13 protein-coding genes are annotated in these 16018 nt (G+C 65.9%); 6 read left to right on the top strand and 7 right to left on the bottom strand.

The features are described from left to right. Positions 1-52: 52 nt before the first annotated feature. From HQ843_RS19310 to HQ843_RS19300, 3 genes are read right to left on the bottom strand one after another with little or no spacing between them, the layout of a single operon-like run. On the bottom strand, positions 53-2110 hold the full coding sequence (locus tag HQ843_RS19310) for a 3-hydroxyacyl-CoA dehydrogenase NAD-binding domain-containing protein (RefSeq protein WP_180901646.1): 2058 nt from the start codon (positions 2108-2110) through the stop codon (positions 53-55). A gap of 14 nt (positions 2111-2124) precedes the next feature. After that, positions 2125-3276 carry an acetyl-CoA acetyltransferase gene (locus HQ843_RS19305; protein ID WP_180901647.1) on the bottom strand — a complete coding sequence of 384 codons (1152 nt, stop codon included), beginning with the start codon at positions 3274-3276 and terminating at the stop codon, positions 2125-2127. Then, positions 3273-3695, bottom strand: coding sequence for a Zn-ribbon domain-containing OB-fold protein (locus HQ843_RS19300; RefSeq protein ID WP_180901648.1), 423 nt, complete (start codon positions 3693-3695; stop codon positions 3273-3275). Before HQ843_RS19300 ends, HQ843_RS19305 begins: the two co-directional genes overlap by 4 nt. Positions 3696-3920: 225 nt before the next feature. Here HQ843_RS19300 and HQ843_RS19295 point away from each other — a divergent pair, with 225 nt between their 5' ends. The 4 genes from HQ843_RS19295 to HQ843_RS19280 all read left to right on the top strand — a co-directional run bounded on the left by HQ843_RS19295 (position 3921) and on the right by HQ843_RS19280 (position 9273). Then, the gene (locus HQ843_RS19295; protein WP_180901649.1) at positions 3921-4712 is read left to right on the top strand and encodes an IclR family transcriptional regulator; all 792 of its coding nucleotides are present in this window, start codon (positions 3921-3923) and stop codon (positions 4710-4712) included. A 118-nt stretch (positions 4713-4830) separates the two neighbouring features. Beyond that, a complete protein-coding gene (locus tag HQ843_RS19290; protein WP_180901650.1) occupies positions 4831-7020 on the top strand; it encodes an acetate--CoA ligase family protein in 2190 nt (729 codons plus the stop codon). Beyond that, positions 7017-8174, top strand: a complete 1158-nt coding sequence (locus HQ843_RS19285) for an acyl-CoA dehydrogenase family protein (RefSeq protein ID WP_180901651.1) — start codon at positions 7017-7019, stop codon at positions 8172-8174. Before HQ843_RS19290 ends, HQ843_RS19285 begins: the two co-directional genes overlap by 4 nt. A 13-nt stretch (positions 8175-8187) precedes the next feature. Continuing rightward, entirely contained in the window at positions 8188-9273 is a 1086-nt protein-coding gene (locus tag HQ843_RS19280) for an acyl-CoA dehydrogenase family protein (protein ID WP_180901652.1), read from the top strand. Between the two features lie 79 nt (positions 9274-9352). Here the strand turns inward: HQ843_RS19280 and HQ843_RS19275 are convergent, their stop codons facing one another. Genes HQ843_RS19275 through HQ843_RS19265 form a run of 3 tightly spaced genes read right to left on the bottom strand, consistent with a single transcriptional unit; the run spans position 9353 to position 12082 of the window. Further along, positions 9353-10114, bottom strand: a complete 762-nt coding sequence (locus tag HQ843_RS19275; protein ID WP_180901653.1) for an SDR family NAD(P)-dependent oxidoreductase — start codon at positions 10112-10114, stop codon at positions 9353-9355. Further along, a complete protein-coding gene (locus tag HQ843_RS19270; RefSeq protein ID WP_246710163.1) occupies positions 10111-11061 on the bottom strand; it encodes a 3-hydroxyacyl-CoA dehydrogenase family protein in 951 nt (316 codons plus the stop codon). The genes HQ843_RS19275 and HQ843_RS19270 overlap by 4 nt, the downstream gene beginning before the upstream one ends. Before the next feature lie 40 nt (positions 11062-11101). Next, positions 11102-12082 (bottom strand): LacI family DNA-binding transcriptional regulator, encoded by a 981-nt coding sequence (locus HQ843_RS19265; protein WP_180901654.1) that lies wholly within the window; start codon positions 12080-12082, stop codon positions 11102-11104. Positions 12083-12306: 224 nt separating this feature from the next. Between HQ843_RS19265 and HQ843_RS19260 the strand changes: the two genes are divergently transcribed. Beyond that, on the top strand, positions 12307-14004 hold the full coding sequence (locus HQ843_RS19260; protein WP_210275316.1) for a thiamine pyrophosphate-binding protein: 1698 nt from the start codon (positions 12307-12309) through the stop codon (positions 14002-14004). A gap of 151 nt (positions 14005-14155) precedes the next feature. Then, the gene (locus tag HQ843_RS19255; RefSeq protein WP_180901655.1) at positions 14156-14962 is read left to right on the top strand and encodes an IclR family transcriptional regulator; all 807 of its coding nucleotides are present in this window, start codon (positions 14156-14158) and stop codon (positions 14960-14962) included. 187 nt (positions 14963-15149) lie between these two features. Here HQ843_RS19255 and HQ843_RS19250 read toward each other — a convergent pair whose 3' ends face one another. Then, the gene (locus HQ843_RS19250) at positions 15150-15992 is read right to left on the bottom strand and encodes an alpha/beta fold hydrolase (protein WP_180901656.1); all 843 of its coding nucleotides are present in this window, start codon (positions 15990-15992) and stop codon (positions 15150-15152) included. Positions 15993-16018 lie beyond the last annotated feature (26 nt).

Below are 16018 nucleotides of genomic sequence, written 5' to 3'. Positions count from 1 at the left end.
CGGGAGAGCGGCCGTTGTGCATTGAAGCATTGTTGTCGACTGAGCCGGGCTTTCAGGCTTTGACGGCGCGTGCGCGCTCGAGAAGATGCGCGGAAGGCTTCCAGTGCGGGCCGATCTCCTTGTGGTAGCGGACGATATCGGCCGCGACGCGGTCGAGCCCCGTCTCCTGGGCGAAGAACATCGGCCCGCCGCGCGTGCGTGGAAAGCCGTAGCCGTTGACGAAGATGACGTCGAGATCGCTGACGCGCTGGGCGATGCCTTCCTCGACGATCTGGTAGCCGGTATTGACCAGCTGCCAGAGGCAGCGATGCAGGATCTCCTCGTTCGGGATTTCGCGCCGGGTGATGCCTTTCTCGCGTGAAACGGAAAGGATCAGCGCCTCGACCTCGGGATCCGGCTCGCCGCGCCGCGCGCCTTCGCGATAGGCATACCAGCCGCGTCCGGTCTTCTGGCCGAGGCGTCCTGCTTCGGCCAGACGGTCGGCCGTGGTGAAGGGATAGGGCGTTTGCGGCCCGCGCGCCTTGCGGATGTGGTAGCCGATGTCGAGGCCGGCGAGATCCATGACGGAAAGCGGGCCCATGGCAAGGCCCCAATCGGTGAAGACGGCGTCGATCTGCCAGGGCAGGGCGCCTTCCTCGATCAGGATCTGGGCCTCGCGGTTGAAATTGATGAACATGCGGTTGCCGGCAAAGCCGTCGCACACGCCCACCAGGACGGCGATCTTGCCGAGCTTCCGGCCGAGGTCCATGGCGGTGGCGACAACGTCCGGCGCGGTCTTGTCGCCGCGAACGACCTCGAGCAGCTTCATGATGTGGGCGGGGCTGAAGAAGTGCATCCCGATCACATCCTGAGGCCTGCCGGTCGCGGCGGCGATTGTGTCGACATCCAGCGTCGAGGTGTTGGTGGCAAGGATCGCGCCCGGCTTGCAGACGGCGTCGAGGCGGGCGAAGACCGCGCGCTTGACGTCCATCGTCTCGAACACGGCCTCGACCACCACATCCGCATTTGCAAGGGCCGGGAGATCGACCGCGCCGGACATCAGCTTCAGCCGGGTCTCGACCGCCTCTGCCGAAAGCCTGCCCTTGTCGCGGGCCGCCTCATAGGTGGCGCGAACGCTCGCGAGCGCCTGGTTGAGGCGGGTTTCATCCTGCTCGACAAGCGTCACCAGAATGCCGGCATTGGCGAAGCACATGGCGATGCCGCGCCCCATCGTACCGGCGCCGATTACGCCGGCCGAGGCAATCGGCCGTCTGGCGGTGTCGGCGGGCAGGTCGGTGACCTTGCGGGCCTCGCGCTCGGCGAAGAACAGGTGGCGCGCCGCCCGCGCCTCCGGCGAGACATTGAGGGCGAGGAAGGTATCGCGCTCCCACACGAGCGCCTCGTCGATCGGCGTGGAATAGGCCTTGCGCACGGCCTCGAGCGCCTTTGCCGGGGCGGGCGCGCCACGGGCGCGCTTGAGATGTCCGGCTGCCACGGCATCGAGCTCGTCAGGCGATCCGGCCATCGCAAGATCGCGGATGCGCCGGCGCGGCAACCCATCGGCGACCGCCTTTTCCACGAGGGCGAGCGCTGCCGCCTCGTCATCGGCGATCGCCTCGACGACGCCCAGCGCCAGCGCTTGCCTCGCGGTGAAGGCGTCGCCGGTCAGAATCACCTCCAGCGCCTTCGGTCCGCCGATCAGGCGCGGCAGTTTCTGCGTGCCGCCCGCGCCGGGCATGTTGCCGAGCTTGATTTCCGGGAAGGCGAATTTCGCCGCGGGCAGGGCGTAGATATAGTCGCCGCCCAGTATCAGTTCGAAACCGCCGCCGAAGGCGATGCCGTTGACGATGGCAATGACCGGCTTTTCGCCCGCTTCGAACCGGGCGATCAGTTCGGTAAGATAAGGCTGCCGCCGGCCGGTGTCGAATTCGGTGATGTCGGCGCCGGCGGAAAAGAAACGGCCGGAGCCGGTGATCACCGTGGCGAGGATGGCCGGATCGGCTTCAAAGTCGCGGTGCGCCTCGGCAATGGCAACGCGCAGGCCGTGCCCGAGCGCATTCACGGGCGGGCGCTGCATGCGGATGATGCCGATCTGCCCGCGTGTTTCCCGTTCGATCAGAGGTTCTGTCATGTTCCGTCCCTTCCTCAAAGTGTGGCTTCTGTGCCCAGAACGGCTGTTGCCTGATGCGACAGCGTGATCCCGTTTCCATGGCAGAGCGCCGTTTCAGCGCCCGCCACCTGACGGTCTCCCGCCGCCCCGCGCAGCTGGCGCGTGGCCTCGATCAGCGTGAACACGCCGTACATGCCCGGATGGCAGAAGGACAGGCCGCCGCCATTGGTGTTGACCGGCAGAGATCCACCGGGGGCGATGCGTCCGCCGGAGACGAAGGCGCCGCCTTCGCCCTTACGGCAGAAACCGAGATCCTCCAGAAACAGGATCACGTTGATGGTGAAGGCGTCGTAGAGCTGGAGGACACCAATGTCGGACGGCGACAGTCCGGCCATGGCGAAGGCGCGCGCGCCGGAATCCTTCGCCGCCGTCACCGTCAGATCCGGCATTTCGGAAACCGCGCGGTTGTAGGAGGCCACGCCGCCGCCGAGGAAATAGGCGGGTTTGTGCCTGAGATCGCGGGCGCGGTCGGCGCGCGTCATCACCACGGCTCCGGCGCCGTCGGTCAGCAGGCAGCAGTCGCGCAGCGAAAGCGGCTCCATCACCATGCGCGAGGACAGGACGTCCTCAACGCAAAGCGGTCCGCGCTCGAAGGCATCGGGGTTCATCCGCGCCCAGCCGCGCGCGGCCACCGCCACCTCGGCAAGTTGTTCGCGGGTCGTGCCGTATTGCGCCATGTGCCGGGCCGCGGCCATGGCATAGGCGGTCATCGGATAGCGCGGCCCGTGGGGGATTTCGTAGGTTGGCTGTTCGAGCGCCGGCACCATGCGGCCGGAGCCGGAGCGGATGGTCGCGCCGTAGCAGATCAGCGCGACATCGCACAGACCCGCCTCAAGCGCCATGGTCGCCGACAGGGCGTGGGCGACGAAGCTGGAGCCGCCGGTATTGGTGCCGTCGATCCAGCGCGGCCTGAGCCCCAGATATTCGATGGTCGAGATTGCCGGGAAGGTGTGGCTCATATTGGCCGTGAACAGGCCATCGACATCGCTCAGTTTCAGCCCGGCGTCCTCGAGCGCCTCATGCACGGCGAGCGCCTGAATATCCATGGCGGTATAACCGGTGGCCTCGCCGAGACCGGCTGTTCCAACGCCGACGATCGCGGCCGCGCCTCTCAGGGAATGGCTCATGCCGCTGTTCCCTCTGACGGTTTCTCCTCTGCCGGATCGAACACGACCACATGCTTGCCGGCCTCGCCGGTGATCCTGGCGCTGACGCGCATTCCGATGGCGATCGCGTCCGGATCGGTGTCGGGAAGGCGGCTCATCATGCGCGGCCCCTCGTCGAGATCGACCAGCACAAGCGCATGGCGGGCGGGACGGTCGTCGCCGGGCTTCGGGCGGTTGTGGAGCACGGTGCGCGCATAGACTGTCCCGAGGCCCGAGGCCGGGCGCCACGCGAGGTTCAGCGAACCGCAATGGGGGCAGATGATGCGCGGCATGAAAATGGCGCTGTCGCAGTCCGCGCAGGTCTGCAGCCACAGCCGGCCATCGGCGACATGGGTCTGGAAGGCCCGGTCGGGACCTCCCTCCGGTAAAAGATCTGTCATGTTTTCCTCCCTCAGGAAACAGCCGGCGCCGGTGTTGCGCCACCTTTCATTCCGCAATCGATATTCGACATAGAATCTCACCATTGTCCGCATTGCAGACATTTATTTCGAAAAATGTTAACAAGCTTTGGCTGGCATGACAATATGGGCTCGTGGCTGGGGCGCTTGTCTGTTGGCGGCGACGGCCCTATCAAGGGGCACAGGGCAAGGTTGGAGACCAGGGCGATGAACGAAGCAGACATTTCGGGGGATCGGCAATTCGTCACCTCGCTGGCGCGCGGGCTTCAGGTGATTACGGCCTTCCGGCCCGAGGATCGCGCGCTCAGCAATCAGCAGCTTGCGGACCGTACCGGCCTGCCGCGCCCGACCGTGGCCCGTTTCACGCATACGCTGCGCAAGCTTGGCTATCTTGCCCACCATGCGCGTTCCGGCTGCCATAGCCTGACGCCGCGCGTCGCCGAGCTCAGCCAGACGGCTTTTGCCGGCGCCGGCCTTCTCGCGCTCGCCCGCCCGGCCATGGAGGCGCTTTCGGAGCTTGGGCCCGTTTCCGTGGCGCTCGGCGTGCCGAGCGGCAAGGGTATCCGCTATCTCGACATGGTCCGGCGGCCCGAGGCGATCGTGCTCAATCTGGAGGTTGGCGCACTGGTTCCGGTCATGCAGACAGCGATTGGCCGGGCCTGGCTTTCGAGCCTTTCGGAAGCGCGGCGGGCCGAGGCGCTCAAGGCCATTGCCGCGGCCGATCCGGCGCTTTGCGCGGCGCAGGCGCCGCAGCTCGAGCGCGAGGTGGAGCGATACCGGGAAAAAGGCTTTGCGGTGTCTTGCGGCGGCTGGTGGCCCGAACTCAACGCGGTCGCCACGACGATCCGCGCGGTCGATGACGGGGATCCGCTGCTGCTGTCCATTTCGGGTTTGTCCTCGGTGGTAACGCCCGAGCGGCTGGAGGCCGAATACGCCGTAGCGCTGATGAGTTCGGCCAGGATGCTGCAGAGCCAGATGCGCCGCCTCTATCCTGATTGATGGTGTGTGGGCGAATTTGAATACTTGTCCGCTATGCGATCCATGATTTTAAAAAATCTTGACCGCGTCTGAACTTTCCAGGATACTCCCGCCCAGGAGACAGAAAGGGAGGAACGGGATGTCGGCGAATGCTGCAACCGTCGTGTCCGCAGCGCCGGATACATCCGCGAATGCGGAAATTTTCGATCGGCTTTCGGGGCTGATGAACCCGAAAAGCGTCGCGGTGGTCGGCGCCAGCACCAGGACGGACGGGTGGAGCGGCATGGCCATTCCGGTGCTGCGCAGGCTTGGCTTCACCGGCAAGCTCTATCCGGTCAATCCGAAATATGACGAGTTGAACGATCTGCCTTGCTATCCCTCGGTCTCGGCGATCCCGGAGCCGGTCGATACGGTGCTGATCTTCGTGCCGCAGAAGGCGCTTCCGGACGTTCTGGAGGATTGCGGCAGGAAAGGCGTCTCCGGCGCGGTCATTCTTGCCTCCGGCTTTTCCGAGACTGGCGAGGAGGGCAGGGCGCTGGAAGAAAGGCTGCGCGAGATCGCCAATCGCCACGGCATCGCCATCTGCGGGCCGAACTGCCTCGGCCTCGCCAATCTGGCGAGCGGCTTCATGGGTTTGACGGCGGCGACCTTCCCGGATGACATGTCGGCCGGCCATACCGCGCTCGTCTCGCAGAGCGGCCAGCTTCTGATGGTGCTGCTTTCGCGCGCGCATGATCAGGGCGTGCACATGCGCTACCTCGTCTCCACCGGCAACGAACTGAATGTCGAGGCGGCCGACTATGCCGCTTTCGCGCTTGGCGATCCGGAGATTTCCTCGGTCTGCATGGCGCTTGAGGGCCTGCGCTCGCCGGAACGGTTCCTGGAACTGGCGGCGCGCGCCCGCGCGGCGGAAAAGCCGCTGATCGTGCTGAAGCTCGGGCGCAGCAAACGCGCGGCGCGCACCGCCCTTGCCCATACCGGCAAGATGGCAGGCGCCTTCCGCACCTATGAGGCGGTGTTCCGCCAGAACAACATCGTCTCCGTCGATGATCCGCTGGAACTGATCGACGTCGCGGCCCTGTTCGAAAAATGCCCGGCCCCGCGCGGCGAACGCATCTCGGTCGTCACATTTTCCGGCGGCTGGAGCGGGGTCATGGCCGACCAGTGCGAGGCGCTGGGCCTGCCGATGGCCGATTTCACGGAAAAGACGGTGGAGACGCTGAAGCCGCTGCTCGATTTCACGCCGCCGGTGAACCCGCTCGACCTTTCCGGCAATGTCAACAACCACCCCGAGCGATGGGGCGCCAGCCTCAATGCTGTGCTCGCCGACGACAATACCGACATCATGGTGGTGTTCATTCATCAGGTGCGTGAAAGCTGGCGCGGCCGGCTGATCGGCCCGGTGCTGGAGCTTGCGAAGACCGCGGACAAGCCGATCATCGTCGTCTACGACGGCGGCAAGATCGTCGAGGCGGGTTTCGAGGAACTGGCCCGGGATCGCAGCCTTCCGGTCTATCGCGGCAGCCAGCAGATGCTGAAAGCGCTGAAGCGGTTCCTGGACTATCACCGGCGCAAGGCCGAAACCGGCGCTGAAATCGCCGCGCCCGCGGCCCCCGCAGGCGCGCGCGCCGCCGTGGACGCGCTTCTCGCCGCCGGCGGGCGCAGTCTTTCTGAATATGACGCCAAAGAGGCGCTTCGCAGCTATGGCCTGCCGATGATCGGCGAGCGGCTGGTGCATTCGGCCGATGACGCCGTGGCCGCCGCCGCCGAGATCGGTTACCCGGTCGTGTTGAAGGGGCTGGCCGACGGCATGGAACACAAGACCGAAGCCGGCCTCGTGCATCTTCGCCTCGGCGATGATCGGGCCGTTCGCGACGCCTTCGATGATCTCGCCGCCAGGCTTTCCGGCCACACGCTGAACGGCCGGCCCGCGCCCTGCCTCATCCAGAAAATGGTCAAGGGCGGCGTCGAGGTCATTCTCGGCATGCAGAACGATCCCGATTTCGGCCCGATGATTCTCGTCGGCGTCGGCGGCGTGATGACCGAGCTTCTCGACGACGTGGCGCTCCGCCGGGCGCCGCTGAGCCGCAGGGATGTGGCCGGGATGATCGACGAGACGCGACTCGGCCGGCTTCTCGAAGGGTTCCGGGGCGCGCCCCGCGCCGATCGGGCCGCGCTGGAGGAGGCGATCCTGAAGCTCTCCGCCCTTGCCGTGGCCCATTCGGGTTCCATCGAGGGCATCGACATCAACCCGATGCTGGTCCTGCCCGAAGGCGAGGGCTGCGTCGCCGTCGACGCGCTTATCGTCAAGCCGGAGGCCCGCGCATGACCGATCTTCTGAATGCCCCGGAAGACATGGCCTTCCGCGAGGAAATCCGCGCCTTCGTCGCTGCCGAACTCGATCCGCGGACCCGCGCGAAGGTTTCGCGTGGCGCGCCGCTCGGCCGTGACGCGATCCTCGGCTGGCATCGCAGCCTTTATCGCAAGGGCTGGGCAGCACCCTCCTGGCCCGTCGAGCACGGCGGGCCGGTCTGGACGGCGCGCCAGCGCCTTGTGGCCGACGAGGAGCTTTTCCGTCTGCACACGCCGCCGCTGCCCGGTTTTGGCCTGAAGATGATCGGGCCGGTGCTGATCCGGTTCGGCAATGACGCGCAGCGCAGGCGCTTCCTGCCCGGCATCCTGTCCGGCGACGACTGGTGGTGCCAGGGGTTCAGCGAGCCGGGCGCGGGCTCGGACCTTGCCTCGCTGCGCACCCGCGCCGTGAAGACCGAGGGCGGCTGGCTGGTGTCCGGTTCCAAGACATGGACCACCTATGCCCAGTACGCCAACTGGATCTTCTGCCTGGTGCGCACCGACCCTGCGGTCAAGAAGCAGGAAGGCATCTCGATGATGCTCATCGACATGGCTTCTCCCGGCCTTTCCCGCCGGCCGATCCGGCTGATGGACGGGACCGAGGAAGTCAACGAGATCTTTCTCGACAACGTCTTCGTGCCCGACGATCTGGTCGTGGGCGAACTCAACAAGGGCTGGACCTACGCCAAGGCGCTTCTGGAGCACGAGCGGCTCGGCATCGGCGGTATCGGCCGCTCGAAGCATCTTCTGGAGCGCGTACGCGAGATGGCCGAAGCGGCGGGACTTGCCGGCGACCCGGAGATCGTCGCGCGGCTTGCCGGGTTCGAGATCGATATCATGGCGGTCGAGGCGACGACCTTGCGTCTTCTCGCCGCCGCCGAAGCCGGCAGGACGCTCGGCGCCGAAACCTCTCTCCTCAAGGTGCGCGGAACCGAGGTGCAGCAGGGGCTGACGGAACTGATGCTGGATATCGCCGGCCCTGCGGCGCTTCCCGACCGGGCAAGCGATCCGGCCGAAGACCCCTTCGCCAACGCCGCCTACCAGTTCCTCAACTGGCGCAAACTGTCGATCTATGGCGGCAGCAACGAGATCCAGCGCAGCATTCTGGCCAGCCAGGTTCTGGGACTTTGAAAGGGTGAGCAACATGATACGTTTCGAACCGCCCTCCGGGGAGGCGCTCCTGCTCAGGGACACCGCCGAGCGCTTCGTGGCCGACAATTACGCGCTTGAACAGCGCGCGGCCGCCCTTTCCGATGCGCCGGACCAACTGCCGCGACATTTCGCGGAAATGGCCGAACTCGGCTGGCTTGCAGCACCCGTTCCGGAGGACGCCGGCGGTCTTGGGCTTTCTCCGGTGCAGATCGTGCCGCTGATGGAGGCGCTGGGCGCGGGCCTCGTTCTCGAACCCGTGGGGCCCGTGGCGCTCGGCACGGCGGCGACGCTTGCGCGCGCGCTTCCCGAAAGCGTTGCGGAGGTGGCACTTGCGCCCATTCTTTCCGGCGCGCGCATCGAACTCATCGCCGATGGGGGAGAGGGGCGGCCGCTCGCGGCGCGCCGGGATGGCGAGACGATCGTTCTTTCGGGAACCGTTCCGGCCCTTGTGGGCGCTGCCGCGGCTGCCGCCTTCTGGGTTGTCGCGGAAATGGACGGCGACCGGCTTCTCCTGCGCGTTCCGGCAGGCGCGGCGCAGGTGACGCCGTGCCGGCTGGTCGACGGACAGGCGGCGGCGCGGGTCTGTTTCGACGGCGTCAGCCGCCCGGCCGCCGATATGATCGCTGATTGCGGCGCGGCGCTCGATTTTGGCGCGGATCTCGCCATGATCGGCGTGCTTGCCGAAAGCTGTGGCGTGATCGACGCGCTCTATCGGGCAACGCTCGACTATGTGAAGCTGCGCGAACAGTTCGGCCGCCCCATCGGCAAGTTCCAGGCGGTGCAGCACAGGATGGCCGACATGTTCATCGCGCGCGAGGAGGCGCGATCGATGGTGCTGCTGGCGGCCGAGGCGATGGAGAGCGCCGACGCCCTGTTTCGCGCGCGTCTTGTCTCTGCGGCGCGGGTGAAGATCGCCGATGCCGCGCGCGCCGTTTTGCGCGATGCGGTCCAGTTGCATGGCGGCATGGGCGTGACCGATGAGCTCAATGTCGGCCATCTGGTGAAGCGCCTTCTGGTGCTGAACCAGACCGGCGGCAACCGGGCGGCGCATCTGAAGAGGTTCGCCGAAGCGGCCTGATCGCGCCGGGACGGCGGATCGCATCGTATCGCTTTGAAATCTTGAGCGATGGGCGCCCCGCCGGGACGCCCGCATGCTTTCAGAGCGTCATGCCGCCGTCGACCACCAGAACATGGCCGGTGACCATGCTCGCCCCGGCGCAGAGATAAAGCACGGCCTCGGCGATATCCTCGGGCTCGGAGCGGCGCTTGAGCACCGCGAGATCGCGTGCCCATTGCTTGCGCTCCTCCGGCCAGTTGTCGGTCCATGGCGTTCGCGTCTGGCCCGGGGCGACGGCGTTGACGCGCACCTGCGGGGCAAGACCGCGCGCGAGGCTTCGGGTAAGACTGACAAGGGCCGACTTGCTGGCCGCATAGGCAATCGAACTGCCCTGCTGGCCGATGCCGGCGATCGAGGTCATGTTCACGATCGCACCCCGGCTTTGCTTCAGCGCATCGGCTGCGGCATGGGCGCAGCGGAACGCTCCGATCAGGTTGGTGTTGAGCAGGAGCTGCCAGAACTCCTCCGTCATCCTGTCGAGTTCGGACGGCTGGATCTTGTCCTGCGTGCCCGAGGTTCCGGCATTGTTGACCAGATAATCGAGCCCGCCCATCGCTTCGACGGCCCGTTGCGCCATGGCCTCGGCATTGCCGGGTATGGAGATGTTGCCGGGGGCGGCGATGACGTCCAGTCCGCGCGCCGCAAGCTCCGCCACGCGCGCGGGTCCGGCGGGGTCGTCTTCCAGATGGTTCAGCGCCACCTTCGCCCCCATCTCCGCCAGCATCGTCGTGGTTGCAAGCCCGATACCGGACGCGCCGCCGGTCACCAGCGCGCGCTTGCCCGAAAGATCAGCCGTGATCATTCATCCTCTCCCATCAGGTTCTGAAGCTCGGTTTTCAGCTGCAGCAGGCGCAGGTCGCGCCGGTGCAGCAATTCGTCGACGGGCGTGCCGTCATAGTCATAGAAGCCGGCGCCGGCGAAAACGCCGGTGCGGCCCGCCGCGATCAACCGGTCGAGAACCGGGCTTTCGCCGGTGTTTTCCGGCGGTTGGTAGGTGCGGCCGGCAAGTCCGTTGCGCACCATTTCGAGCCCGGTATAGTCCATCTTTCGCATGTGACCGAGCACGGCGAGGCGATGGACCAGTCCGTGGCGGATCGAAAAATCGATATCGGCGGCGCTCGCCCAGCCTTCGTCGATCATGCGCAGGCATTCGAGGTTCAGCGCCGCCTGCAGCCGGTTGGCGATGTAGCCGGGAACCAGCCGGTCGAACACCAGCGGCGCCTTGCCGAAGCCCTGATAGAGCTGGCGAAGCGTCTCGATCGTCTCCGGCGCGGTCGAGGGACCGGGCGCAAGGTCGACGAGGTCGACGATATAGGGCGGCGTGTACCAGTGGGCGATCGCCGCGCGCGACTGGCGCGCCTCCGGGACGAGCGGGAAGACGTCGAGATAGGACGTGTTCGAGGCGATGATCGCCGATGGCGGGGCGTGCCGGTCGATGTCAGTGAACACCGCGCGTTTGATTTCCGCCTTCTCGACGACGGCCTCGACCACGAGATCGACCCCGGAAACGGCCTCGGCCAATGTGTCGGCCGGAACGATGCGCCGGCCGGCGGCTTGCGCGTCTTCCGCCGTCACGGCGCCGGCCTCAACGAGCGTGGCAGAGGCGGCAGTGATCAGCGTCGGCGCGCGTTCGAGCACGGCCGGCGCCGCATCATGCAGGAAAACGCGGCAACCGCCCAGCGCATGAACCAGCGCCAGCGCGTGGCCCATGGTTCCCGCGCCGATCACGGCGACGGATGTAATGGTCATTGGGCTCCTCCTCCCGTTCAACGACAGTTTCGGTCTGTGTTCAGGCCGTGCTCCTCACGACGAGTTCGACGCCGAGATCCAGGTTTTCGCCGCCGGCCTCGGGATTGGCGAGACGTTCGAGAATGTGGCGCGCCACCGCCGCCCCGATCTTTTCGTGCGGCGGGCGGATGGTCGAAAGCGGCGGATTGGTGTGGGCGGCGATGTCGAGATCGCCATAGCCGAGAAGTGCGAGATCGGCTGGAATAGAAAGCCCCATCCGCGCGGCCTCGAACATCGCGCCGACCGCCAGCATATCGCCGGAAAAGGCGATCGCAGTCGTTTCGGGGCCTTGTTCCAGAACCGATTTCAGCGCCGCGCCGCCTTCGCCAAGGTCGCGGCTCACGACCGCCATCAGCCTGGCGTCGTGGCCGGTTTCCTGCCGGAATGCTTCCAGAAAGCCCTCGGCGCGGGCACGGGCGCGCGGGTCGGTGTCGAGCGTCGCACCGACATAGGCAACGTGTTCATGGCCGTTTTCGGCGAAATAGCGTCCGGCGAGACGCCCGGCCTCGCGATTGCTGAAGCCGATGCCGCTGTCGAGCGGGCGCTCGTCATAATCCCACATCTCGATCACCGGGCAGGGGGCCGATGACAGAAGCTTGACCGCGCCGCGCGTATGGTCGCGGCCGGTCACCACCAGGGCCGCCGGATTCCAGCCCGCAAAGGCGTTGATGATGCGCTCCTCGCGGGCGGCGTCATAGCCGTGTTGGCCGATCATCAGCTGATAGCCCTCGGCCTCGAGGATGGCCGACATGCGTTCGAGCGTCACGGCGAAAAAGGCGTTGGTGAGGCTCGGCACGATCACGCCTACCAGCGGGGTGCGCGTGCCGGCCAGGCTGCCGGCAATGGGGTTCGGCGCGTAACCGAGGCGCCGGGCGGCTTCCAGAACCTGGGCAAGACGCTTCTTCGAAACGGTGTCAGGCGATTTCAGCGCGCGCGAAACCGTGGCCGGCGACACGCCGGCGACGCGAGCGACCTCCTCCATTCTCACCCGCCGGCCTGCCGGCTGCAGCTCCTCTTTCCGCGCCACGTCTCGTGCTCTCTTATGTTTCTCCGTCCTCATCCTAGCGCTGGTTTTTTCGAATGCAAACGAATTCAAAAATTATTGAAATACTATTTCAAAAATGAAAATAGACATTGATTTTAGATCGGTAGTCGGGAATCCTTGCGATTTGAAAGCGCTTTCAAAAAATGGGAGGGAAGCAAATCATGACAGAGGAAAAAACGACTTCGATGAAGGGCGCGCGCTATCTCGCGGAAGCCTTCAAGGCGCTCGGCGTCAGCCACGTGTTCTTCATGGACGCAATCCTGCGGCCGACGCTGGTCGAGATGGAGGAACTCGGCATCACGCGCATATTGGCGCATTCGGAAAAATCGGCGGCCTACATGGCCGACGGTTATGCGCGGGTGAGCAACCGGGTGGGCGTGTGCATGGCGCAGTCGGTCGGCGCGGCAAATCTGGCGGCGGGGCTTCAGGACGCCTTCCTGCATCGCGCGCCGGTGGTGGCGCTGACCGGGCGCAAGGAACCGATGCTGCGCTATCGCAACGCCTATCAGGAAGTGGCGCACACGCCTTTCTTCTCATCGGTCACCAAGGCCAGCATGGATATCGCCGAGGCGCGGGAACTGCCGCATCTTCTGGCGCAGGCCTTCCGCATGGCGACCGACGGATCGCCCCGCCCGGTGCATCTGGACCTGAACGGGCTTGGCGGCGAGATCTTGGAAAAGGGCGATGTCCCGTCACCGACCTTTCCCGATGCCGCGCTTGGATGTTTGCCCGTTCATCGCCCCGTCGCGCCGAAACCGATGATCGAGGCCGCCGCGGCGCGGCTTTGCGTAGCCGAGCGTCCCGTCATGGTGGTCGGCGCCGGCGCGATCCAGGCCGGCGCGCATGCTGAAATCCTGGCCTTCGCGGAGCGCTGCGCCATTCCCGTCGCCACCTCGCTCGGCGGCCGCACCATCGTTCCCACGACCCACAAACTGCATATCGGCACGGTTGGAACCTATTCGGCTCCGACCGGCAATCAGCTCGTCTACGAGGCCGATCTCGTCATCTATATCGGTTGCCATGCCGGGGACCAGCCGACCAATAATTATACCGTGCCCCGACAGGGCGGCGCGATCATCCAGATCGATCTCGACGGGCAGGAGATCGGCCGCAACTATCCGGGCGTGACCGGCGTCTGGGGTTGCCCGCGCCAGGCGGTTGCCGATCTCGACGCGGCCGTGTCTCCAAAGGAAAGCTGGAAGACCTTCGCCACCCATGCGGCCCGTCGGATCGCGCTGTGGCGGGGCGAGATGGAGCCGCATCTCTCCTCTGACGCGACCCCCTTGAGGGTGGAACGGCTTTGCCGCGAAATTTCCGACGCGCTGCCGGAAAATGCCGTGCTGGTGGCCGATACCGGCTATTCCGGCATCTGGACGGCGACCATGCTGGACCTGCCGCACAAGGGCCAGAGTTATCTGCGGGCCGCGGGTTCGCTCGGCTGGGCCTTTCCCGCCGCGCTCGGCGCCCAGTGCGGCGCGCCCGACCGCCCGGTTGTGTGTTTCTCCGGCGACGGGGCGTTCTACTATCATCTGAGCGAGCTGGAGACCCAGAGCCGCTGGAACATACCGGTGGTGACTGTGATCAACAACAATTCCGGCTTCGGCCAGGGAACGCCGAAGGTCGCCTCCTTCTATGCCGGGCGAAGCGGTGGTTCCCCGGAAGAGATCAACCGGTTCGGCCCGACGGATTTCCGCGCCGTGGCGAAGGATTTCGGCGTTGACGGCTACCGGGTGGAGCGGCCGGAGGACCTCGGACCGGTGCTGAAGGCGGCGATCGCCGCGCGCCGGCCGGCGCTGATCGATGTCGTCACCGACATCCATCCCCGGGCGCCGGAAGCCTGGTCGCCGCCCTCGGCCTGAGGGCGCAAAACGGGCGGTATCGCGCGGCGGAGGAGGCCGCCGCGCGAGCCTTGCCTGTTCTTGCCCGGCTTGACGTTTGCATTTGGGTTTCCTTGTGGATATGTCTCACAGACAAAATGACTGTCCGATCGTCTCCCGAATGGAAACCGCCTTGGTCAGAAGAAAAGAAGCGCCGCCCCCTTCAAGCGGCAAAAAAGACTACAGGATCAACTCCGGCCTCGCACGCGGACTGGCCGTCCTGAAGGCGTTCGGTCCCGACAACCGGCCGATCGGCAACGCCGAGATCGCCGGGCGCGTCGGCCTGTCCAAGGCGACGGTCTCGCGGCTGACCTTCACGCTTACGGAATTGGGCTATCTCAACCATGACGAGGAGACCGGGCGTTATTCGCTGGGCCCCGCGGTGTTGACGCTCGGCTATGACGTGATGGCGCAGATGGAGATCCGCGACATCGCGCGGCCCTACATGCAGTCGCTTGCCGAATACGCCAATGCCAGCGTCTATCTCGGCACCCTTGACGGAAACGAGATCATCTATGTCGAGGCCTGCCGCACCAAGGCCTCGATGGCAATTCGCCTCGGGGTCGGTTCGCGCATTCCCATGGTTTCCACCGGCATGGGCCGCGCCTTTCTCGCTGCCCTGCCGGAAAAGGAACGGGAGGCGTGCCTGAGCGCTGCGGCAAAACAGTTCGGCGAGGGTTGGCCGGAGATGGAGGTCAAGACGCGTGCGGCGATCGCCTATGCCGAGCGCAACGGCTTCGCGCTGAGCAATGGCGACTGGATCGCCGAGGCGAATTCCGCCGGCGCGGTGATCCGAAGGCCGGATGGCTATCCCGTCTATTGCGTCAATGTCGGCGGCCTGCGCTCCCTTTTCACCACGGAGAGGCTGGAACAGGAACTCGCGCCGCGCCTGCTTGAGGTCACGCAGAAGATCGAGCATATCGCGCGGGGAATGCTTTAGCTGCTTAGCTCTCCGCGAAGATTGCGTCGCGCAGGATCGAACGCTTTGAGCAGGGCAGGTGCGCTGCGATGGCGGACCGTTCCTTGCGGCCCGGGAACAGTCCCCGACAGACAAATGCGGTGCTTGTGAAAAGCGAACCCGCATCAGGCCATCAGACGATCCCGGGATGCTCGTTGTCCTACTGGGGCTATTGCTTGACGATGCCGTCCGCCCAATCGGCGATGGCGTCCGCCGTTTCGACGGGTTTTGCGGCAGGCAAAGCGTGGCTGGCGCCGTCGATCACCATAACCGTGACGCGGTCGGCGCCCAACTCGTCGCGTACCTCGTTGCGCGATACCGCGGGGCGGAACGGGTCGGAGCCCGCCTGCAGGTCGAGGATCGGCGCGGCGCCGCCCGACCAGTAGCTGTCGCGCTCGGTCTGCTTGCGCGCGGCGCGCTGGCTCCGGGTGACGTCCTGATGCCAGCCCTCCAGCCACGGCTCGGCGGTTTCCTCGTCGGTGAAGAAGGCCAGCATCAGCCCCTGCATCTTCTGATCGCGGGTCGAATCCGGGTCGTTGATCATGGTGATCGCGTCCGACAGTTCCGGCGGCCAGGACTTTGCGCCGCCCGCCAGCAGAACGACGCCGCTGACCATGTCGGGGTGATCCGAGGCCACGGTCTTGGCGATCCATTGGCCATAGGCATGGCCTGCGACGATGGCTGGTCCGCCCTCCTGTTCGATCACGGCTGCGAAATCGTCGCCGAAATCGTGAAAGCTGACGTCATCCATCTTGCCCGTGCTCTGGCCGATGCCGCGCGGTTCGGGCAGCACGACCTTGTAGCCGCGTTCGGCCAGCCGGTCGGCCAGCGGCGCGAACTCGGACGATCCGCGCCCTGTCGAGGCGATCATCACCACCAGCGGCCCATCGCCTCTGACCGAGTATCCCACCTGATTATCGCCGTTCATTGCGGTTTTCTCTTGTGCCTCGGCGGCCATGACGGCTCCTGTCAGGGCAAGGCTCAGCCCCATCGCTGCGATTACTGTTTTCATGTTTTCTCCTCCCATGGTTCTTGTCG

It is taken from the genome of Martelella sp. NC20 (assembly GCF_013459645.1).
Lineage (GTDB): Bacteria > Pseudomonadota > Alphaproteobacteria > Rhizobiales > Rhizobiaceae > Martelella.
Note: the sequence above shows the minus strand (reverse complement) of the source record. Positions and strands in the feature narration are given on the sequence as shown.